Origin of the sequence: Flavobacterium sp. PL11 (assembly GCF_035985025.1) — a bacterium.
In the GTDB taxonomy this organism is placed as follows: Bacteria; Bacteroidota; Bacteroidia; order Flavobacteriales; family Flavobacteriaceae; genus Flavobacterium.
Genome location: NZ_JAXCIA010000014.1, coordinates 58,479 through 79,776 on the forward strand (window position 1 = coordinate 58,479; position 21,298 = coordinate 79,776).

General features: G+C 30.9%; 16 protein-coding genes. 7 read left to right on the top strand and 9 right to left on the bottom strand.

Features of this window, described 5'->3' with window-relative positions; all coding sequences use genetic code 11:
• Positions 1-1,002: 1,002 nt before the first annotated feature.
• The 5 genes from RCH18_RS09175 to RCH18_RS09195 form a co-directional block, all read right to left on the bottom strand.
• Entirely contained in the window at positions 1,003-2,274 is a 1,272-nt protein-coding gene (locus RCH18_RS09175) for an adenylosuccinate synthase (RefSeq protein ID WP_326936455.1), read from the bottom strand.
• A gap of 25 nt (positions 2,275-2,299) precedes the next feature.
• Entirely contained in the window at positions 2,300-2,785 is a 486-nt protein-coding gene (locus tag RCH18_RS09180) for a Fur family transcriptional regulator (protein WP_326936456.1), read from the bottom strand.
• A gap of 112 nt (positions 2,786-2,897) precedes the next feature.
• Positions 2,898-5,120 (bottom strand): RelA/SpoT family protein, encoded by a 2,223-nt coding sequence (locus tag RCH18_RS09185; RefSeq protein WP_326936457.1) that lies wholly within the window; start codon positions 5,118-5,120, stop codon positions 2,898-2,900.
• A gap of 448 nt (positions 5,121-5,568) precedes the next feature.
• Positions 5,569-7,122 carry a serine hydrolase gene (locus RCH18_RS09190; protein WP_326936458.1) on the bottom strand — a complete coding sequence of 518 codons (1,554 nt, stop codon included), beginning with the start codon at positions 7,120-7,122 and terminating at the stop codon, positions 5,569-5,571.
• 116 nt (positions 7,123-7,238) lie between these two features.
• Positions 7,239-8,024: a TrmH family RNA methyltransferase gene (locus tag RCH18_RS09195; protein WP_326936459.1), complete on the bottom strand. Its 786-nt coding sequence runs from the start codon at positions 8,022-8,024 to the stop codon at positions 7,239-7,241.
• A gap of 179 nt (positions 8,025-8,203) precedes the next feature.
• On the opposite strand from RCH18_RS09195, the gene RCH18_RS09200 reads away from it, so the two are divergent.
• Both RCH18_RS09200 and RCH18_RS09205 read left to right on the top strand, forming a co-directional pair.
• Positions 8,204-8,806: a trimeric intracellular cation channel family protein gene (locus tag RCH18_RS09200; RefSeq protein WP_326936460.1), complete on the top strand. Its 603-nt coding sequence runs from the start codon at positions 8,204-8,206 to the stop codon at positions 8,804-8,806.
• A 35-nt stretch (positions 8,807-8,841) separates the two neighbouring features.
• Complete coding sequence (locus tag RCH18_RS09205; protein ID WP_326936461.1) at positions 8,842-9,792, top strand: GNAT family N-acetyltransferase; 951 nt, start codon at positions 8,842-8,844, stop codon at positions 9,790-9,792.
• A 296-nt stretch (positions 9,793-10,088) separates the two neighbouring features.
• On the opposite strand, the gene RCH18_RS09210 is transcribed toward RCH18_RS09205, so the two are convergent.
• Positions 10,089-10,988 (bottom strand): glycosyltransferase family 2 protein, encoded by a 900-nt coding sequence (locus RCH18_RS09210; protein ID WP_326936462.1) that lies wholly within the window; start codon positions 10,986-10,988, stop codon positions 10,089-10,091.
• Between the two features lie 47 nt (positions 10,989-11,035).
• Between RCH18_RS09210 and RCH18_RS09215 the strand changes: the two genes are divergently transcribed.
• Together RCH18_RS09215 and RCH18_RS09220 are read left to right on the top strand one after the other, a co-directional pair.
• Positions 11,036-12,115, top strand: coding sequence for a glycosyltransferase (locus tag RCH18_RS09215; RefSeq protein WP_326936463.1), 1,080 nt, complete (start codon positions 11,036-11,038; stop codon positions 12,113-12,115).
• A 1-nt stretch (position 12,116) separates the two neighbouring features.
• The gene (locus tag RCH18_RS09220; RefSeq protein ID WP_326936464.1) at positions 12,117-12,509 is read left to right on the top strand and encodes a sugar 3,4-ketoisomerase; all 393 of its coding nucleotides are present in this window, start codon (positions 12,117-12,119) and stop codon (positions 12,507-12,509) included.
• Here RCH18_RS09220 and RCH18_RS09225 read toward each other — a convergent pair.
• Genes RCH18_RS09225 through RCH18_RS09235 form a run of 3 tightly spaced genes read right to left on the bottom strand, consistent with a single transcriptional unit; the run spans position 12,499 to position 15,232 of the window.
• Positions 12,499-13,662 carry a glycosyltransferase family 4 protein gene (locus RCH18_RS09225; protein WP_326936465.1) on the bottom strand — a complete coding sequence of 388 codons (1,164 nt, stop codon included), beginning with the start codon at positions 13,660-13,662 and terminating at the stop codon, positions 12,499-12,501. The genes RCH18_RS09220 and RCH18_RS09225 overlap by 11 nt on opposite strands.
• Positions 13,659-14,546, bottom strand: coding sequence for a glycosyltransferase (locus RCH18_RS09230; RefSeq protein ID WP_326936466.1), 888 nt, complete (start codon positions 14,544-14,546; stop codon positions 13,659-13,661). The genes RCH18_RS09225 and RCH18_RS09230 overlap by 4 nt, the downstream gene beginning before the upstream one ends.
• On the bottom strand, positions 14,546-15,232 hold the full coding sequence (locus RCH18_RS09235; RefSeq protein ID WP_326936467.1) for a cell division ATP-binding protein FtsE: 687 nt from the start codon (positions 15,230-15,232) through the stop codon (positions 14,546-14,548). Before RCH18_RS09235 ends, RCH18_RS09230 begins: the two co-directional genes overlap by 1 nt.
• 246 nt (positions 15,233-15,478) lie before the next feature.
• Between RCH18_RS09235 and RCH18_RS09240 the strand changes: the two genes are divergently transcribed.
• From RCH18_RS09240 to RCH18_RS09250, 3 genes are read left to right on the top strand one after another with little or no spacing between them, the layout of a single operon-like run.
• Positions 15,479-18,493 carry a tetratricopeptide repeat protein gene (locus RCH18_RS09240; RefSeq protein WP_326936468.1) on the top strand — a complete coding sequence of 1,005 codons (3,015 nt, stop codon included), beginning with the start codon at positions 15,479-15,481 and terminating at the stop codon, positions 18,491-18,493.
• A gap of 47 nt (positions 18,494-18,540) precedes the next feature.
• Positions 18,541-19,404 carry a PhzF family phenazine biosynthesis protein gene (locus RCH18_RS09245; RefSeq protein ID WP_326936469.1) on the top strand — a complete coding sequence of 288 codons (864 nt, stop codon included), beginning with the start codon at positions 18,541-18,543 and terminating at the stop codon, positions 19,402-19,404.
• Between the two features lie 44 nt (positions 19,405-19,448).
• Positions 19,449-21,266: a TonB-dependent receptor gene (locus RCH18_RS09250; RefSeq protein ID WP_326936470.1), complete on the top strand. Its 1,818-nt coding sequence runs from the start codon at positions 19,449-19,451 to the stop codon at positions 21,264-21,266.
• Positions 21,267-21,298 lie beyond the last annotated feature (32 nt).

Sequence of the window (21,298 nt, forward strand, 5' to 3'; positions counted from 1 at the left end):
ATCAATTTAATAAAAACTAATATTTTTATTTTCTAAATGATTTAAATTTGTATTATTATTGAAAGTATCTACTGTAAATTAGAACTATCATAGTATATGGAGTTATAAAAAAATAATATCGAAGGAGATAAAACCTCAAAAGGTTTTAAAAATTTGATAAATATATTACTGGATTTACATCTATAAAAACAGAAAATGCACTTGTATACTATGTTAAAAAAAAGGTTGATTTTAAACAATTTAATAAGTAAAAAAGCAAATCCATAAAAAAGTGACATTCTATTTATAACCTAAATTCTTAGTTATCAAATGTTTTTTCTTGGGTTTATATGCATCCTATTTAGAATAACATGAAGTACATTAATAACCGCATTTATTAATTGAATTCAAGAAGGAAAATATATTTCAAAAACTTATATGCAGTATGTTAAATACTAAAAAGGTTTACTATCACTATATTACAGTAATTAAATAATTAACATCTCAAACTAAATTTATTTAAACTCCTACTATCGTTAAAATTAGAAAATCTTTAAAAAACAATAAATCCTTTCGAATTTAAATTGACATACATAGAATGCAAACAACTGCAATTACATAGAATTATTGACTAAATTTTACAAATTGCCTTTTCATTGCCTAATTATTATTAAGGAGATATTTTAGAAATATTTGGGCGAAATGTTTTAGAAACTATCACGAATTATTTTTGTAATACTATTAGTCGTAAATATTTTTGACTAGCATAAATTATTGAATTAAAAATTCAATAATCTACTTTATATTAGTTATAGTCAGCATTTGTGATGAAACTTGAAATTGCCAATAGGCCAAGGAAATTAAGCCACTTATATTTTTGTTAAACTCAATTTGCAGTTACTCTGTCTTTGTGCTTTGGTCTAGCTTCAACTATTTAATTTTTCAAATCATAATGAACCTGGCATTTCAGTATAAAAGCTAAATAAAAAACGCTCTGAGTTTTTTTCAGAGCGTTACGTATTTTTATTTAAGAATAGTTTGCTTTCTATCCGGCCCTACAGAAACAATTTTAATAGGTACTTCAACTTCTTTTTCAATAAATTCGATATACTGTTTCAATTCAATAGGTAATTCGTCATAAGTGGTCATACCTGTTAAATCTTGTTTCCATCCTTTAAAATCCTGATAAACGGGAGTTACATTCTCAGGATTGATATTATAAGGGAAATGAGAAATTTTTTCTCCTTTGTAATTGTACTCCGTACAAACTTTAAGTGTCTCAAATCCCGAAAGAACGTCACCTTTCATCATCATTAATTGAGTAACACCATTAACTTGAACAGCATATTTAAGTGCTACTAAGTCTAACCAACCGCAACGTCTTTGTCTTCCTGTTACAGATCCAAATTCATTTCCCACGCGCGCCATTGTTGCGCCATCTTCATCAAAAAGTTCTGTTGGAAAAGGCCCGCTGCCTACACGTGTAACATAAGCTTTAAAAATTCCGTAAACTTCTTTAATTTTATTTGGAGCAATCCCTAAACCAGTGCAAGCGCCTGCTGCTGTAGTATTAGATGAGGTAACAAATGGATATGTTCCAAAATCAACATCAAGTAAAGAACCTTGAGCACCTTCACATAAAATTGACTTTCCTGATTTTTGAGCTTGATGTAAGTACTCTTCGCTATCAATAAAATCTAATTTTTTTAAATCTTCAATAGCGTCAAAAAATTCTTTTTCTAGTTCTGGTAAATTATATTGAACATCAACATCATAAAATGCGATCATCGCTTCATGCTTATCAGCTAATGCTCTGTAACGATCCGCAAAATCTTCTAATTCAATATCTCCAACACGAATTCCGTTTCGTCCTGTTTTATCCATATATGTTGGTCCAATTCCTTTCAAAGTCGATCCAATTTTAGCTTTACCTTTTGAAACTTCTGATGCTGCATCTAATAGTCTATGCGTTGGTAAAATTAAATGTGCTTTTCGGGAAATGATTAACTTTGATTTTAAATCTAAGTTAAACTTCGCTAATCCATCAATTTCACCTTTAAAAACAACAGGATCAATGACAACTCCATTACCAATAATATTGATGTTGTTTCCGTGAAAAATTCCAGAAGGAATGGTTCTAAGTACGTGTTTTATGCCGTCAAATTCTAAAGTGTGTCCTGCATTTGGTCCTCCTTGAAATCGAGCAATAATATCATATTTTGAAGTAAGTACATCAACAATTTTACCTTTTCCTTCATCTCCCCATTGTAATCCTAGTAATAAATCTACGGTCATTCTATGTGTTATTTGCAGTTAATTGTTATATATCGGAACTACTTTGCTCCGGGTTGTCTTTTTGTTTCTTTATTCCATATAGATATAATGAGTGATTTGTTATTTCTATATCGAAAATTTCTTCTATTGTTTTTTTGATAGTTTGTATTCGAGGATCGCAAAATTCAATTACTTCACCAGTATCGGTCATAATAATATGATCGTGCTGCTTATCAAAATATGATTTTTCGTAATGCGCTTGATTTTGTCCAAACTGGTGTTTACGCACTAAAGCGCAATCTAATAAAAGTTCTATGGTGTTATAGAGCGTTGCTCTACTCACGCGATAGTTTTTATTTTTCATTTTGATATAAAGATTTTCTACATCAAAATGTTCTTCACTATCGTAAATTTCCTGTAAGATTGCATAACGTTCAGGCGTTTTACGATGTCCTTTTTTCTCAAGATATTTTGTAAAAACATTTTTTACAATTTCTTGATTTTTCGTGTTATCTGTGGAAATGAGTGTCATATACTGGCAAAGATAAATTTTTTAGTTTAAAGATTAAAGCTTCGTGTTTGATTAGTTTCAAGTTTGCTACTTTTCTATTTGGAAAAGCCTAAATTAATTGAGCTGCAAAAAGTTAAGTTTTATACTCGCGCGTTACTTTATCCACTCCGTCAATTTTTTTAATGTTATTTATCATCTTTTTCAAAATGGTATTATTTTGGACAACTACAGTTACTTGCCCATGAAATATTCCGGCATCAGTACTTAAAGCAATACTCTGGATATTTACATGCATATTATTTGAAATAACTTTTGTTAACTGGTTTGTTAATCCTAAAACATCCATTCCGGTTATGTTGATAATTGCTTTGAATTCTTCCTGAGCTGAATCAATCCACTTAGCTGACATAATTCGATAAGCATAATTGGATTGCATTCCTATAGCATTTGGACAATCTTTTTTATGTACTTTAATTCCTTCACTTATAGTAACAAAACCAAAAACATCGTCACCAGGAATAGGATTACAACAAGGCGACAATTTATAATCTAGCTTATCATGTTCTTTTCCAAAAACAAGCATATCATAATTACTGCTTACAGCGGTTTTTTGAATTTCTCCATTAGGTTGCGAGCTCGGAGAACGCTTCATTTTATTTTTGAAAAAATTAATGAAGGTATTGCTCTTTTGTGCTGCGTAATCCTTTAACTGCTGATTTTCGATTGCACCTATTCCTACGCGATAAAACAAATCTAAACTCGTTCTTAATTTAAAGAAATTAACCAATTCGTTAATTACTTGCTCGCTTAATGTAATTTTTAAATGCTTTAATTTTCGAGTCAGTAATTCTTTTCCTTCTTCACCTATCTTTTTGGTGTTCTCATTGAGCACGTTTTTTATTTTGGTCTTTGCTCTTGAAGTGGTAACATAATCTAACCAGTTAATTGTAGGTTTTTGATGCTGAGAAGTGATTACTTCTATTTGGTCGCCACTTTTTAACACAAAATTTAATGGCACTAACTTACCATTTACACGAGTACCTCTGGTTCGAATGCCTATTTCTGAGTGAATGCTAAACGCAAAATCAAGAGAAGTTGCGCCTTTTGGTAATGATTTGATTTCTCCCTTCGGTGTAAACACAAAAATTTCTTTTGAATATAAATTCATTTTAAAGTCTTCCACAAAATCTACTGCATTTGTTTCAGAGTTTTCTAGTGCTTCTTTTAATAAATTAAGCCAAACATCTAAACCGCTTTCTTCAGTAGCTCCGTTTTTATATTTGTAGTGTGCTGCATATCCTTTTTCTGCAATTTCATCCATACGGTCACTTCGCACTTGTACTTCAACCCAGCGCCCTTTTGGTCCCATCACAGTAATATGCAAGGCTTCGTAGCCAGTCGATTTTGGAGAGGAAATCCAATCACGTAACCGACTCGGACTCGGTCTATAATGATCAGTAACTATAGAATAAATCTTCCAGGCAATAAATTTTTCCTCGTGTGGATTTGATTTATATACAATTCGTAATGCAAATTTGTCATAAACTTCATCGAAGCTTACATTTTGCGTTTGCATTTTTCTTCGAATCGAATAAATTGATTTTGGACGCCCTTTTATAATGTATTCGACATTCTCATCATCCAACGATTTTTTTATTACATCTGAAATTGATTTTATATAATCGTCTTGTTCTTCTTTAGTTTCTTTTAATTTACTTACAATTTCGTTATAAATAGAGGGCTCCGTATATTTTAATCCTAAATCCTCCAGCTTTGTTTTTATATTGTACAATCCGAGTCGATGTGCAAGAGGTGCATAAATATAAAGCGTTTCAGAAGCGATCTTTGTCTGCTTGTCCTCGCGCATTGATTCCATTGTTTGCATATTATGCAAGCGGTCAGCTAGCTTGATCAAAATAACGCGCACATCATCGTTTAATGTCAATAACATTTTTCTGAAATTCTCCGCCTGCATCGAGATATTCAAATCTCTTTGCACCAATGATATCTTTGTTAATCCTTCTACTATTTGAGCAACTTTTGGATTGAACATCCGTTCGATGTCGTGAATCGTCGTTGGAGTATCTTCAACAACATCATGAAGTAAAGCAGCGGCAATCGAAGTAGCACCTAAACCTATTTCTGAAGCCACAATTTTTGCCACAGCAATAGGATGGAAAATATAGGCTTCACCTGATTTTCTACGTTGTTCTTTATGTCCCTCTACGGCAACATCAAATGCTTTACGAATCAGTTTTTTATCCTCATCCGTTAGCGTTTGATAACTGATACGTAATAACTCTTTATATTCCTGGGCAATTGCTTTATTTTCTTTTTCTAGATCAATTTCTGTCATAAGGGCGCGGTTCATTTATTAAAAATAGAGCTTTTTTAGCATATACACAAGGAGATTTACAGTGGGATTAAATTTTATAAATTTTTTAAGTTTTGTTTTGGAATCTTTCGTCACAGCAAATCAGACAATCCGTTTAAATTTTCTTTGTTATTCCGCTTACGCTTCATAGTGAAAAAGGATTTCCGCTACCTCAATGTCATTAAGATAAACTTTTAGCTCTAGAACTTTGTCATTCTGACGAAGGAAGAATCTTTGTTTGTTAAGAATGCTTCGCCTGTTTGGGTAAACCCCCGATTCCTATTCCGTCGGAATGAGAAAAAATTAATTTTATTTAATTATTACACTTAACTTAATCACATTGAATACTATACCTATCGAAAAAAAAATCTTGATAAGACACACTATTTAAAACAGTATAATAAATCATACTATTTTAAAAACACAACTTTTACATGGATGATAACTTAAAATCTAAGTCATGGAAATCATAACTAAAATCTGTTAATTCAGAAATTGCTTTCATCGTCAATCGAACTGCTTTTCCAGTCGCATCGCATTCAAAAAATAAATGAGCATCGGCATGGAAATAAGCGTTGTCCCATTTCACTACGTAATTATTGTCTTTGTAAAAAAACACTTCTCCTGAAAGCTGCGGAGAACGTTTTGATGCAAAATATAATTTACCTTTTTTCTGTGAAAGCACGACATCCCCAAACCAATTATCTTTATATATCCCAACAATTGTTTTAAAATCTATTTTTCTATTTTCTTTTTTGTTTTTGGCTACCGTTGCCCAAACTTCATCTGTTTTTTTGTCTGCCGATGCCTCATTTGCTTTAAGACTTTCACTATAATTGGCTATATAATCTTCTGATAGTATTCCTAAATAACTATCTTTAATGGTGTTAGTAATGGCTCTGAAAGCTGCTCCTGATTGCTGATTAGTCAAAACTATAATTCCTAAATTTAATTCAGGTAGTAGTGTCACTTGGGTAACAATACCTTCTAATCCTCCTGTATGAGTAACTTGTTTATATCCTTTCACATCACTTAAAAACCATCCCAACCCATAACCACTAAAGTGTGTGTTGTACGGCGGCTTAGGATTAACGGGGATTATGGTTTGTAACTGCCACATTTCATTATGTTGCTTTTTAGAAAATAATTGCTTGTTCTCTTTTCCATATTGTCCATCATTCATTTGCATAATTACCCATTTGCTTAAGTCATTTACACTAGAGTAAATCCCTGCTGCTGCATCGAATAGCTGGTTTTGATATCTTTTGATAACTTTTAGTTTGCCGTCAATAGGAACGTGAGGGGCAATAATATTTGTAGAATCTTTTAATCTTAGATAAGAAGCTGCACTATTGTCCATTTCTAATGGTTTCATAATACGTTGTTCGACAAAATCGCACCAAGACAAACCACTCGCTTTATGAATTACTTCTCCAGCAACAATATATAGTAAATTATCATAATCATACTGTGTTCTAAAAGCTGAAACGGGTTTTAAATACTGCAAATTCTGAACAATATCCTGTGCTGTAAAATCACTTCCATCAGGCCAGATCATTAAATCTCCAGCACCTAAACCTAAACCACTACGGTGGGTTAATAAATCGCGAATCGTAAACTCGTTAGTCACGTATTCATTATACATTTTAAAATTTGGAAGATATTTTATGACTTTATCATCCCATTTTACTTTCCCTTCATCAACAAGCATTGCAAGTGCGGCACTGGTAAATGCTTTACTGTTTGACGCTATTCCAAAAAGTGTATTTGCATCTACTTTATCATTAGTTAAAATCGATTTTACACCATATCCTTCAGCGTGCACAATTTTACCATCTTTTACAATTGCAACGGCAATTCCAGGGACATTAAATGTTTTTAACGTTTTTTCAACTAATTCATCTACTTGTGTTGAACTAATTTGTGCCGTAATTGTAATAGTAGCAACAAAAAATAATAAAAAAGCTATTGTTAAATTTTTCATAGTTTGTTATTTATAATTAAATCTATATTTCTTAAAATATCTAAAATCCACAGTTTGAAATCTGCAATCAATTCCTAAAGCTAGCGCAACGTCAATATGAGATCATAAATCTAAAATCAAAACCCTCTTTGTCTTTTGGCTTCGTATATTAATATTGCCGCAGCAACAGATACATTCATGGAATCAATTTCTCCTTGCATCGGTATAATAATATTTTGCGTAGCTTCTTTGCGCCATTCTTCAGTCAAACCTGTAGCTTCTGTACCTACAACTAATGCTGTGGATCCAGTGTAATCTTGTGTATGATATCCAGTTGAATTTTGCAAAGTAGCACAGTAAAAATTAATCTTTTGTTCTTTTAAAAAAGCAATAATCTCTGATGTTGTTCCCGTTGCAATTTGGTTTGTAAATAAACAACCCACACTAGAGCGAACGATATTAGGATTATATAAATCACTTTTGGGATTGGCAATTATCACTGCGTCAAGATTGGCGGCATCAGCTGTTCTTAATAATGCACCAATATTTCCTGGTTTTTCCGGAGCTTCTGCAATTAAAATCAATGGATTTATCGACAATTTTAAATCAGATAAATGTAGCATTTTTGTTTTGGCTACTGCCAAAATACCTTCAGTGGTATCTCTATACGCTAATTTTTGATACACTTCCTTATTGATTTCTATCACTTCAGCATTTTGCGACAACGCACGTGCATCAGCTTCTGAACATATTTCAGGGAAAAACAACAATATTTCTATATCATAACCGCCTTTTACCGCAATTGAAATTTCACGTTTTCCTTCTATTAAAAATGTTCCTGTTTGCCTGCGGGCTTTCGCTTTATCCTGTAATTGGACTAACGACTTGACAAATGAATTTTGTATTGAAGTTATTTGTTTCAAAACTTACAATTATTGAATTAATAGCTACAAATATACATATACAAATTACAGTTTATATAGCAGGTTTGGAAAATTTCATTCTCATTAAGAGATTCGGCATTTGCAACAGTTTCCCAATGATTTGCCATCTATTTTCTTTATTTTTGCGCAATTATAAGAAATTAAAAATCCTCCTTTAAATGTTTCAATTACTAGATATTATCGGTACAATGGCTTTTGCTATGTCTGGCGCGCTGACAGCTATGAATAAAAAGCTAGATCCTTTTGGCGTTTTTATTATTGCATTTGTGACTGCTGTAGGTGGCGGAACTTTGCGTGATGTGTTAATTGGGAGAACGCCTGTAGGATGGATGCTGGACTTAAAATATGTTTATGTAATTAGCACGGGTTTTGTTTTAGCTATTATTTTTAGAAAAAAATTCGACCGTTTACGAACGTCACTATTTTTATTTGATACTATAGGCCTGGGTGTTTTTACGTTAATTGGCCTTGAAAAAGGAATAAACATTGGACTTCACCCCGTTATTTGTATTGCATTAGGAACAATGACGGCTTGTTTTGGAGGCGTTATTCGCGACATTTTATGTACTGAAATTCCTGTTATCTTTCGAAAAGAAATCTATGCTACAATATGTATTTTAGGCGGTATCATCTTTTTTTTACTTCGAAAATTCAACTTAAATAATGATATCTTATACCTGACGACATCGTTAGTGATCATTTCAGTTCGTTTAATGGCAGTGAAATTCAAATGGTATTTACCTGCTTTAGAGAATAAATAAAAAATGCTTACTTTCACAAACTTTAAATCCAGAGTGTGAAAAATTATTTGGTTAGGCCTTATCAGCACAGTGATTATCAAATTTGGAATTCCTTTATTGGTCAAGCCAAAAACGCAACTTTTTTATTTCATCGCGATTTTATGGAATATCATAAAGATCGTTTTGAGGATTTTTCATTAATGGTTTATGACGAGCAAAAACTAATTGCAGTTTTGCCAGCAAATCGAGTAGGTGATAGCGTTTATTCGCATCAGGGATTAACGTATGGAGGTTTAGTGTATTCAAAAAAAACTAATGGAGAATTGGTAGGTATTATTATCGATTATATTATTGATTTCCTTGTTAGTAATGATTGTAGATCATTTTATTATAAACCAATTCCCTCTTTTTATTTTATAACTGGCAATAGTGAGGCGGAATTTTTTTTGGTAAAAAAGGGAGCTTTTTTAGATCGAAAAGAAATGAATTTGGCTATTGACTTTTCACAGCCTTTAACCATTTCCAAAAGTAAGCTAAAGCATTTCAGAAGAATTGACGAACTTGATTTAGAAATAATTGAGGAACAAGATTTTGATTCTTTCTGGAATTTAGTTTTACAACCTCGATTATTAAAAAAATATAATACTTTTCCAGTTCATAGTTTATCAGAAATAGTAAGCTTAAAGCAAAGTTTCCCAGACAATTTAAAACAGTTTTCTGTTTATCACGAAAATCAGATAGTTGCTGGAATTACGCTATTTATATCAGATACCGTAGTAAAATCTCAGTATGGTGCCACAACTGAAAATGGCGAGCGTTTGCGTGCGCTCGATTATCTATTTATTAATTTGATTCATCACTATAAAGACAGCGGAAAATTATTTTTTGATATGGGGATTGTAAATGATGATAATATAAAAGGATATAGCGTTGGACTATTGCAACAAAAGCAAGAATTAGGTTGCTCAATATACAGTCAAGATTTTTATAAAATGAATCTATTATAATGCCGTTTCTAGATTTTAAAAAAAATCAAATTTATAAAAATGCTTTTTAAGTAAAATTGAAATCAGCTTTGACTTTTGATTGGTATCCCCTTAGAAAACGAAATTTTAGTATTTAAGAGGATTTTGTTTAGCATTGTTGCAAAAAGATTCTGCATTAAATTGTTACTTTGAATCCAATAAATATCTAAAATACAAAATACTATCTGCGAAAAATATAATAAAGTACAAATAATTGATTTTATTGCTATCGAGAAATAATACCATATCTAGTTAAAATTTTATAATTATTTAATCATTCAAAATCTGATAATTTTCCAGCGTACATTTAATTCCATAATAATATACTTTTTTAGTAAATTAAAATCACGAGTTTTAAAGGCAACTGTCATCTCAAAATGTATTCTTTTAAGCATTGCAACAAATTCTCTTTTATTCTGATTTAAAACATATACTTTTTTTAAAATTAAGTAAGTTGAATAATTAAATTGTTGGGTTTTTCTGTTATTTTTTTTAAATAATAAGGTGTACATTGAATTACTTAATACTCTTTTCTGGATCAAAATCTCGTCTATATAATCAAAATTATACGTTCTTGAAGCACGAATCCATAAATCGTAATCTTCATAAGCTAAGTTTTCATCATAACCGTCTAATTTCTTAAAAACTTCTCTCTTTACTAATGAACTTATAGAACATACATTATTATCGCCATTTAATAGTCCAATGTAAATGTTACCTGTAGGTTGCGATTGAATTCTTTTTTTATTGCCATCAGTTTTGAAATAGTAAGAGATAAAACCGCCGTTTTCGTTAATTAATTCAGCATTTCCATAAATTAAACCTATATTTTCATATTTGGTTGTTGCAAAACCTCTTAGTTGACTTGCAATGCAATCTGGTTTCAAAATATCGTCGGCAGCTAAGTCTATAATATATTCACCTTTGGATAATTTTAAACATTGGTTAAAGGTTTTTGTATTGCCCAGATTTTTTTTATTTACTAAAAATTTAATTTCTGGATTTTTTTTTAGCCATTGTTCAATTACTTGTACTGAATTATCTGTACTAAAGTCGTCAGCAATAATCAGTTCTACATTTTGATGCGTTTGAAACAATACTGATTCTAAAGCTTCAACGACAAATTTCTCATGGTTGAAGCATAGACAAATAACGGTAACTAATGGACTGCTATGCATAATGTGAGATAAGATTTTTATATTTGGTACGAAAATAATAATAACCAGTGGCAAAGCAATACAAAAAAATTAAAATAGCAATTGTTGGATATAAATTAGCTGGAGGAGGTTTAGAGCGCGTTTTTAGTACAGTTTCAAATATATTGCAAGAGTCAGATTGTGAAGTTTATGTTATTGTTTTAGAAAATGAAATCGAGTATTCGTACTCTGGAACTTTAGTTAATCTAGGGAATTATTCAAAGTTTCGGAAATATTTTCGATTAAAAAGTTGTTTAAAATCAAACCAATTTGATTTTATAATAGATTTTCGCCATCGTCTTAATCCGTGGATGGAATTATTATTTATGTATTATGTGTATGCTGGCAATAAATTTATTTACACCATTCACAGCAGTAGAGTCGCAGTTTATTTAACGTCAAAAGATTGGATCGCAAGTTTAATTTTAAAAAAATCATATAAGATTGTAACCGTTTCCAGTACTTTAAAAGAAATCTTAAATAGACAATTTCAGTTTAATGGCAGCGTTGCGATTCCTAATTCAATCCCTATAAATTTTATTGAGGAAAATTGTGATAATTCACACCTTCCTTTCCAATATTGCATTGCAGTTGGGCGATTAGTGGAACTAAAACAATTCGATAAATTAATTGACACTTATTCCAAATCAATTCTATCTAGCAAAGAAATTCATTTAGTAATTTTGGGAGGAGGAAGTGAAAAAGCGATGTTACAAAAGCAAATAGAACAAAAGCAAATGAGTGATTTTATTCATTTGTTAGGTTTTAAAAATGATGCTTTATCTCATATTAAAAACGCAAAGTATTTAGTTTTAACTAGTAAATATGAAGGTTTTCCCATGGTGATTTTAGAGGCATTATCAGCTGGAATTCCTGTAATTGCATTCGACTGCGAAACGGGACCAAGCGAACTAATACAAAATGAGTATAATGGCTTCCTAGTTGAAAATCAAAATTTTAAAGCACTTGAACAAGCATTGAATAGATTTGAAAATGACAATCAGCTTTACAATTTGTGCAAAGAAAATAGTAAGGCTTCAATAGCTCAATTTTCTAATGAGAAAGTAGCGAGAAAATGGTTGGATTTATTGAATATCAAGAAAAATTAAAATGAATATAGCGTTAATTCAAATTCCAAAAATTGAAGATACTCGGGGAAATTTGTCCGTAATCGAAAATGATATACTACCTTTTGAATTTAAAAGAGTGTATTATTTATATGATATTCCTAGTGCTGCTGAACGTGGAGGACATTCACATATAAAGCAAAAAGAGTTTCTTATTGCATTGAGTGGAAGTTTCGATGTGATTTTGAACAATGGTTTGCAGCAACAAACAGTTACTTTGAATAAGCCGTATGAAGGACTTTTAATCAATGAAGGAATTTGGAGAGAGCTCAATAATTTTTCGTCAGGAAGTGTGTGTTTAGTAATTGCCTCTGCTGTTTATGAAGAAAGCGATTATATCCGTGATTTTAATGCCTTTTTACGTTCTAAGAAATAGTTTTATTGCTTTTTAAAACTCTGTTGTATATTATTTCAAGCTTTTGAAAGTGCTTTTGAAAAGTTAATTCTTTTATATAAGAAGAAGCATTGACTTCTAATTCTTTTTTAAATTCAGGGTTAGTGAGCAATTTTTCAATGGCTTCTTGTAATTTTTCGACATCTCCATAAGGAAATACTAAACCACTTTTACTTCTTATTATTTCGTCCTGAATTCCTAATAAGTTACTAATAATAACTGTTTTTTTAAAAGCAAAACTTTCTAAAATTACATTTCCATAAGATTCTAAAAATTCGCTAGGGACGATAGTAAATTTTGCAGCAGCATATAAATACATTAATTCTTCGCGATTTTTACTTCCTAAAAAACAAACATTTTCAATTTTATTATAAGCAACAAATTTTTCTAATTCATTTTGAATGCTTCCCGAGCCTACTATTTTTAGTTGCTCGTCAGGAAATTTTTTTAGAATTTTTTGAAAAGCTTTTAGTAAAGTCAACACTCCTTTTTCTGGTTCGAGTCTACCTACGAATAGTAAATAATTAGATTCATTTTGCTCCAAAAGCAAATTTGAAATCAGTACGGGATTGGGTAGTGTTTCACCCCCTACGTTAAAAGTATGTTTTATGAGTTTTGTTAAATTGTTAGACGGAGTAAGGAAATAGCTAATATTTTCTTTTATTATTTTTTTATGAAAGCTTTGTTTGTAATAAAGTAAACTATCATAAAGCAAGTTTTTTTTTGGATGATGATGCAGCATGCAATCTATAAAGCTTTTGTGTTCCTGTATTGTTTTTCCTTTAACATCTAACATAGAACCTTTAGGACAGATATAGTAATAATCTCTAAAAGATTGTATAATTGGTATTGATTTTCTCTTTGCATAGCTCATAAATTGTGGCGTTACGGTCGCGCCAATGCTAAAACAATGAATAAGATCAGGTTGGAATGTCTCGATTTCTTTTATTATTGCTTCTGTTGTTTGCGCATTATAAAATTTCTGATAAATTTTTGTTTTTTTCTCCGCAACTCCAAACCATTTAAATATGATATTAGTTTTATTTTCTTTAGCATACAAAACTAAAGCTTCCAAATAATTCTCAACTCCGCCGAGCGAATTGTTTAAAAAATTATTGACTAATAGAACTTTCATTGAATATATAATTTACTAAAATAGCTCAATCTAAACATATTAAAGACAAACAATGATGGAGTATTGCCTTTTAAATTATATTCCATCATATTTTTAAAAAGGCTATGAAAAGCACTCAATGGATAAGTTATTTTATAGCGATGAAGCTTAGATGTTAATCGCAACATTTTACTATAATTGGTAGGTATCAGATTCTTTTGATACAGTAATTTTAGATTTTCAAGGGAATGTTTTGTTTTCTGTAGATAAACTAAGTTAGTGTCAATATCATCATGTTGAACAGGATTTTCAATATGTTTAACGGTAACCTTTAGCTTTTGTAATTCAAAAGAGAATAAGGTGTCGTCATTACCATATTTCTTAAAAGAAATATCAAACTTTATAGCATTAAAAACCGATTTTTTTATCAAAGTATTGTTGAACAACGTAGCACCATAAGGATTTTTTTCTCTTTGTGCTACGGTTTGATCTTCCATAAACTTGCCGTATTTCCAGCGAAGTAATTGGTTGTTTGAGGGCGCGCTATTTGTATGAATTCTACCTCCATAAACTACTTCGTAACTGGTAATTTGTTCAATATAATTTTTGATAAAATTAGTATTGGGTAAAATGCAGTCACCATCAAGAATTAACAAATTGTCATATTTTGACTTACTCACTAAAATGTTTTTATTTTCGCGATAACCAACATTTTTATTTAACGTTACATAGCTGCAATGAGATAGTAAATTGATCTCTTCATTTTTTATATTATAAATTGAATTTGATGCGTCATCTTGGGCTAAAATTTCAAAAACAATACCTAATTTCAAACATTCACGATGAAGTTCTTCTACAAGTGGTAAAAGATTGTAATTATAAATCGTAATTAAAATAGATAGCATTAAACCGCTCTTTGTTGTACCACTTCAAAAATTTTAGAATCCTCACATTTCAAAGTCTTGAAAGGGAATTTCATCAATAATGCATAATCATGAGTCGCCATAATTATTGTTCGGCCATTTGCATTAATTTTTTTTAAAACTTCTAATAATTCCACACTAGTTTGCGGATCTAAATTTCCTGTAGGTTCATCAGCCAATATTAATTCAGGATCATTAAGTAGCGCTCTTGCAATGGCAACTCTTTGTTGTTCCCCTCCTGACAGTTGATGAGGCATTTTTTTACCAAAGTCTTTCATGCCCACTTTGTTTAATACTTCATCAATTCTGATTTGCATTTCTATATTGTCTGTCCAGCCAGTTGCTTTAAGTACAAATAGCATATTCTCATCTATAGATCGGTCTGGAAGTAATTTAAAATCTTGAAAAACAATCCCTATCTTTCTTCTCAAAAACGGAATATCATTTTCTTTTAATGTACCTAGATCAAACCCAACTACGCTTCCCTCACCATCAGTCAAAGGCAAATCAGCATAAAGTGTTTTCATTAAGCTGCTTTTTCCAGATCCTGTTTTTCCTATGATATAAATAAATTCTCCTTGATTTACCTCCAAGTTAACCTCCGAAAGTATAGATTTTTGCTCTTGATAAATAGTTACATTTTTTAAGGATAAGACAGATTGTGACATAATTAGCTTTTGTTTGAGGGGTAAAAGTAATAAGATAACGGTTGTATTCAAAATAAATTCTACTGTATGGAGTAGAATAATAAATTGTAGAATACAATTTGATAATTAAATTACTAATTCTATGAATACTACATTTTAATAAAATCTAAAAATTTTATGCTTAGTAACTTTTACAATAAAATCTATTTTTGATTCGTTATAGACTGCGGAATATGATATATTTGAATTATCAAAAATTAAATTATAATGAATAAATTTTCTTGGATCTACTTTTTTTCTTTTTTTATAATGACAACTGCAGTTTTTGCTCAGAAATCAGCTATTTACACACACGATTTAAAAGAATTTGATAAGGCGGTTTCGCTATTTAAAGGGCAACAGTATGCGTCAGCGCAACTCATTTTTAACAAAGTAAAGCAAACCGCAACTACTGAAGAATTAAAATCAGATTGTGCGTATTATGTTGCTAATTGTGCTATTCGCATCGATCAAGCGAATGCAGATGAGTTAATGGAGCAGTTTGTTACTGATTATCCAACGAGCGTGAAGCAAAATCAGGCGTATATTGAAGTGGCACAATATCACTTTAAGCAAGGTAATTATCCTCAGGCAATGCAATGGTTTGATAAAGTGGATGAAGGTAGTTTAAGCCGAAATGATCAGGAGAAATTTAATTTCCAAAAAGGCTATAGTTTTTATAATGCTAAAAATAAAAAAGAAGCCACAACGTACTTAAATAAAGTCGTAAATTCTGCTGAATACGGATCGCAAGCCAAATATTATTTAGGTTTTATGGCTTATGAAGGCGATGATTATAAGCAAGCTACAAAGTATTTTGACGAAGTTTCTGGTGAGGAAAAATATAAAGAGAAGCTTTCCTACTATCAAGCAGACATGAATTTTAAATTAGGTAATTTTGAAAAAGCAATTGATTTAGGTCAAAAAGCAATGGCGAAATCCAACCCTTTAGAGAAATCAGAATTAAATAAAATTATTGGTGAAAGCTATTTTAATTTAAAAAAGTACGATACGGCAATACCTTTTTTGGTAGCCTATAAAGGAAAAAAGGGCAGGTGGAATAATACCGATTATTACCAGTTAGGGTATGCCTATTATAAACAAAAAGACTTCGAAAATGCAATTTCGCAATTTAATAAAATTGTTGGCGGTAAGGATTTTGTTGCTCAAAATGCCTATTACCATTTAGGTGAGAGTTATTTAAACAGCAATAAGAAACAGGAGGCACTAAATGCTTTTAAAAACGCTTCTGAAATGGATTTTGATTTGGCTATTCAAGAGGATGCTAGTTTAAATTATGCTAAATTAAGTTATGAGTTAGGAAATTCTTATCAAAGTGTACCCGCTATTTTACAAAGTTTTTTAAATAAATATCCCAATAATGTAAACCGGTCAGAGATTGAAAAATTAGTTATTGATTCCTATATTTCTTCTAAAAATTACAAGGAAGCTTTAGTTTTATTGGAAAAAAATAAATCAGCAGAGAACAAACTAGCGTATCAAAAAGTGCTTTTTTATAGAGGATTAGAACTATACACAGACACAAAATATGCTGATGCACTAAAGATGTTTACTAAAGCTAGCATTGAGCAAAAAGATCCTGTATTTACCAGTAGAGCCCTTTTCTGGAAAGGGGAAATAGAATATGTCATGGATGATTTTAGAGAGGCACTATTAAGTTTTAAGCAATTTGCAGGTTCAAGCCAAGCCTCTAAAACACCAGAGTATAAAAACTACAATTATAATATTGCTTATTCGTATTTTAAACTGAAGGATTATGATCAAGCAGGTAATTATTTTCAAAGTCAAATAGAAAAAGGAACTGCTGATAAAAAGCGTTTAAATGATTCTTTTTTACGTTTAGCAGATTGTCGTTTTGTAACTTCAAAATACAGTCAAGCAATCGATGCCTATAATAAGGTGATAGAATCTAAAAGTTTAGACGCAGATTATGCCTATTTCCAAAAAGCAATTTCTTATGGCTTTATGTCTAAAACGGATAAAAAAATAGAAGAATTGAATACATTTATTCAGTCTTTTCCAAAATCAGAATATAAAGATGATGCCCTTTTTGAATTAGCCAATACGTATGTTGCTGGCAATAAAAATGATTTAGCAATCAAAACCTATGAGCGTTTAAATGTTGAGTTTAAGAAAAGTTTGTTTACTTCCAGAGCTGTTTTGCGTCAAGGATTAATATATTATAATACGGATAAAAGTGAACAGGCTTTATTAAAATTTAAAAAAGTTGCCGCTGATTATCCTCGTACTCCTGAAGCTTTAGAAGCAGTGGCAACAGCGCGGTTAATATATGTAGACGGTGGTCGCGTAGATGAGTATGCAAGCTGGGTGCGCACTTTAGATTTTGTTGCAGTTACTGATGTTGAACTAGAAAATGATACTTATGAAGCTGCTGAAAAACAATTTCAACAAAACAATACAAAGCAGGCAATTGCTGGATTAAATAGTTATGTAAGTCAATTTCCCCGTGGCATACATTCTTTAAAAGCTAATTATTACCTAGCACAATCTTATTTTTCGGAAGGTTCTGAAAATAAATCGATTCCACATTATGAATTTGTGATAGGGCAATCAAGAAGTGAATTCACAGAACAATCATTATCAAGATTATCTCAAATATTTCTAAAAAGTAAACAAACGGATAAAGCGACAACTGTTTTATTACGTTTAGAAAACGAAGCTGATGTTGCCGAGAATAAAACCTATGCTCAATCTAATTTGATGAAGTTGTATTATGAGAACAAAGATTATCAAAACTCAGTTTTATATGCTGAGAAAGTTTTGGCAAACCCTAAAACAGATGATAAAGTACAAAGCGATGCTCAAATTATTATTGCAAGAGCAGCAATAGAAACGGGTGATGAGGCTAAAGCCAAATTAGCTTACGCCAAAGTAATGACGATCGCTAAAGGTGAATTAGCAGCTGAAGCTTTGTATTATGATGCTTATTTTAAAAATAAAGAAAATAAATACGAGTTATCAAATACTGCGGTTCAAAAACTAGCTAAAAATTATTCAAGTTATAAATATTTTGGAGCCAAAGGATTAGTGTTGATGGCTAAAAACTTCTACGGATTGAAAGACAGTTTTCAGGCAACTTATATTTTAGAAAATGTAATTAAAAATTTTACAGATTATCCTGAAGTAGTTTCAGATGCTAAAACAACGTTGGATAAAATAAAAACCGAAGAATCTAAAACAAATTCATCGATAACAAAATAAAGGAATCAATCTTATTTTTTAATAAAGTAACGCTGAAAAATAATCAAATGACAATACCTTTTTATATAGTAGATGTTTTTGCTGAACAGAAATACTCGGGCAATCAATTAGCTGTTTTTTTAAATGCTGAAAATTTAAGCGACGCACAAATGCTAACAATTGCGCGTGAAATTAATTTTGCCGAAAGTACATTTATAACTGCTATCGACCCTCAATGTAATATAGTCAGGGTTAGGATTTTTACGCCGCAGCATGAAATGCAATTTGCTGGTCATCCTATTATAGGGACTTCTTGGTTATTAATGAATAAAATATTAAAAAATAAACCGCAAGAATTGATATTGCTGCTTCCAGTTGGACCTATTCCTGTTCGTCAAAAAGAAGAAATGGTATGGCTAAAATCAGCTCAACCAGAATTTTTAAAGACTTACTCAATAACAGATTTTTTATTATTCACTAATTTGCTTTCTAATGATTTTAGTAAAGTATTCCCTATCCAAGAGGTAAGTACCGGAAGTGCATTTGTTATTGTTCCCATTATAAACAAAGAAGCACTGGAAAAATTATCTTTAGAGCTAGTTAAAATGGACGAGTGGCTCAAGGCAAATTGCCAAACAAATCACAGAGCTTTTTATTTTTTCTGTCTAGAGGATGAAAAACTAAGCAGTAGAATGTTTTGTATAGAGAATGATCAACTTATTGAAGATGCCGCAACAGGAAGCGCCAGTTGTTGTTTGCAAGCCTATCTTTTAAAATATCATGCTACTGAAATCGAGATGATCAATTATCAAGGTGATTTTATCAATAGATCTTCACAGATTTATTTTAAGGGTATCGATAAAGAAAATGATTTTGATATTACTATTGGTGGAAAAACAAAGTATATCGCACAAGGTGAATGGGAAGTTTAAAAACAAAGAAACGTATTAGATTTAAAAAGTTAAAAAAATAAAACATGATATTTAAAGATTTTAAAATAAAAGCAGCACAAAATAAGGATTTAGCTTTATCAATATTCTCACCCGTTGCTAAAATAAGTTTTGGGATACTATTTTTATTAGTTTTTCAGCTTTCCTTTGCACAAGACAAAAAACAAATAGGAAATGAGACGGTAAATGTTGTTAAGCCCTATACTCCAAAAATCTCGGATGCTTCCAAAATTAAAGAAGTTGCCGAGTTAGACGATGAAGGAAACACAAAAAAAGAAGTGATTAAATATACCATTTTTTCTTTTCCTGTAGCTTCCACTTTTACGCCTTCCAAAGGTAAAGCCGAAGGAGTCGAGAAAGAAAAGCAGGCACTATTATTCAAAAATTATGCTACTGCAGGTCTTGGGAATTATGGAACTTTTATAGGTGAATTATTTGTAAATCATGATTTAAATGATACCGATTATTTAGGTGGAATGTTTCGTCACCATTCCTCGCAAGGTGGAATTAAAGAAGTTGCTTTAGAAGACCGCTTCTATGACACTTCTCTTGATTTAATTTACGGATCAAACGGTAAAAACGTTTCTTGGAATTTAGATTTAGGTTTACAAAACCAAATTTATAATTGGTATGGATTGCCAAGTGATTTCGGCAACATACTTACACCTCAGGAAAAAAGAACTTTACTAAGTGGCATCAATCCTCAGCAGTCATATAATAGAGTGTCATTAGATGGGAATATCGCTTTTAATGAAAGTATTTTAAATAAAATGAGTTTAAAATACAGTCATTTTGCAGATGGATTTAACTCATCAGAAAATAGATTTTTTGCTAAACCAACTATAGAATTTGACGTTATGGAAAGTGCTGTCAAGACAGATTTAACAGTAGATTATATAGGAGGAAATTTTGAAAAGAATTATATTTTTAACACACAAAATTTAAAATATGGCTTAACCAACTTTGGTATTTCTCCTAGTTTTGTGATGTTAAAAGAAGATTGGACCTTGAATATAGGTGCATCTATATTCTATAGTATGGACAATCAAGATAGCAGTAATAAATTATTTGTTTATCCAAAATTCAATGCTTCCTATAAAGTTGTTGGAGATTTGATGATTTTCTACGGTGGAGCCGAGGGAGATTTAAAACAAAATTCATATCAAGATTTTGTAGATACAAATCCGTTTTTATCACCAACTTTAAATATAAAACCTACAGATCAACAATTTGATGTCTTTGCAGGATTAAAGGGAAAACTGACCAATACAGTAAGTTATAATGTGAAAGGATCTTTTATAAATGAGAGAAACAAAGCTTTATTTAGAGCCAATAATTATTCTGAAAACAATACAAATGAAAATTACTCTTTTGGAAACTCGTTTCAAGTGGTTTATGATAATGTGAGCACTTTAAATTTTTATGCAGAGTTAAAAGCTGATTTTTCAGATTATGTAACCTTTGGCGTAAATGGTAGTTTTAGTACTTTTGGAACTGATAAAGAAAACGAAGCATGGAATATGCCTGCTTTAAAATTAAATTCAAGTCTTGACGTTACGATAACTGAAAAATGGTTTGCTGGAGCTGCTGTTTTTTACGTAGGTGAAAGAAAAGATTATCAAACCAACACAAATATTAATTATATAGTGGCGCCAAGTTCAAACCCCACTATTTTAAAATCCTATTTTGATGTAAACGCGAATCTTGGGTATAATTATAACGATAGGCTTACTGCATTTGTAAGAGCTAATAACATGACAGGTAATGGATATCAAAAATGGCTTAATTATCCAGTTCAGAGTTTTCAATTAGTATTAGGTGCTAATTATAAATTTGATTTTTAAAGTAAGTAACATAAGTAATTAAATATAAAAAA

What these genes read in the sequence shown, in the direction of transcription:
- RCH18_RS09180 (WP_326936456.1), bottom strand. Translation starts at nt 2,785, where the DNA reads ATGACACTCATTTCCACAGATAACACGAAAAATCAAGAAATTGTAAAA.
- RCH18_RS09250 (WP_326936470.1), top strand. Translation starts at nt 19,449, where the DNA reads ATGATATTTAAAGATTTTAAAATAAAAGCAGCACAAAATAAGGATTTA.
- RCH18_RS09185 (WP_326936457.1), bottom strand. Translation starts at nt 5,120, where the DNA reads ATGACAGAAATTGATCTAGAAAAAGAAAATAAAGCAATTGCCCAGGAA.
- RCH18_RS09220 (WP_326936464.1), top strand. Translation starts at nt 12,117, where the DNA reads ATGAATATAGCGTTAATTCAAATTCCAAAAATTGAAGATACTCGGGGA.
- RCH18_RS09240 (WP_326936468.1), top strand. Translation starts at nt 15,479, where the DNA reads ATGAATAAATTTTCTTGGATCTACTTTTTTTCTTTTTTTATAATGACA.
- RCH18_RS09230 (WP_326936466.1), bottom strand. Translation starts at nt 14,546, where the DNA reads ATGCTATCTATTTTAATTACGATTTATAATTACAATCTTTTACCACTT.
- RCH18_RS09200 (WP_326936460.1), top strand. Translation starts at nt 8,204, where the DNA reads ATGTTTCAATTACTAGATATTATCGGTACAATGGCTTTTGCTATGTCT.
- RCH18_RS09210 (WP_326936462.1), bottom strand. Translation starts at nt 10,988, where the DNA reads ATGCATAGCAGTCCATTAGTTACCGTTATTTGTCTATGCTTCAACCAT.
- RCH18_RS09245 (WP_326936469.1), top strand. Translation starts at nt 18,541, where the DNA reads ATGACAATACCTTTTTATATAGTAGATGTTTTTGCTGAACAGAAATAC.
- RCH18_RS09175 (WP_326936455.1), bottom strand. Translation starts at nt 2,274, where the DNA reads ATGACCGTAGATTTATTACTAGGATTACAATGGGGAGATGAAGGAAAA.
- RCH18_RS09235 (WP_326936467.1), bottom strand. Translation starts at nt 15,232, where the DNA reads ATGTCACAATCTGTCTTATCCTTAAAAAATGTAACTATTTATCAAGAG.
- RCH18_RS09225 (WP_326936465.1), bottom strand. Translation starts at nt 13,662, where the DNA reads ATGAAAGTTCTATTAGTCAATAATTTTTTAAACAATTCGCTCGGCGGA.
- RCH18_RS09190 (WP_326936458.1), bottom strand. Translation starts at nt 7,122, where the DNA reads ATGAAAAATTTAACAATAGCTTTTTTATTATTTTTTGTTGCTACTATT.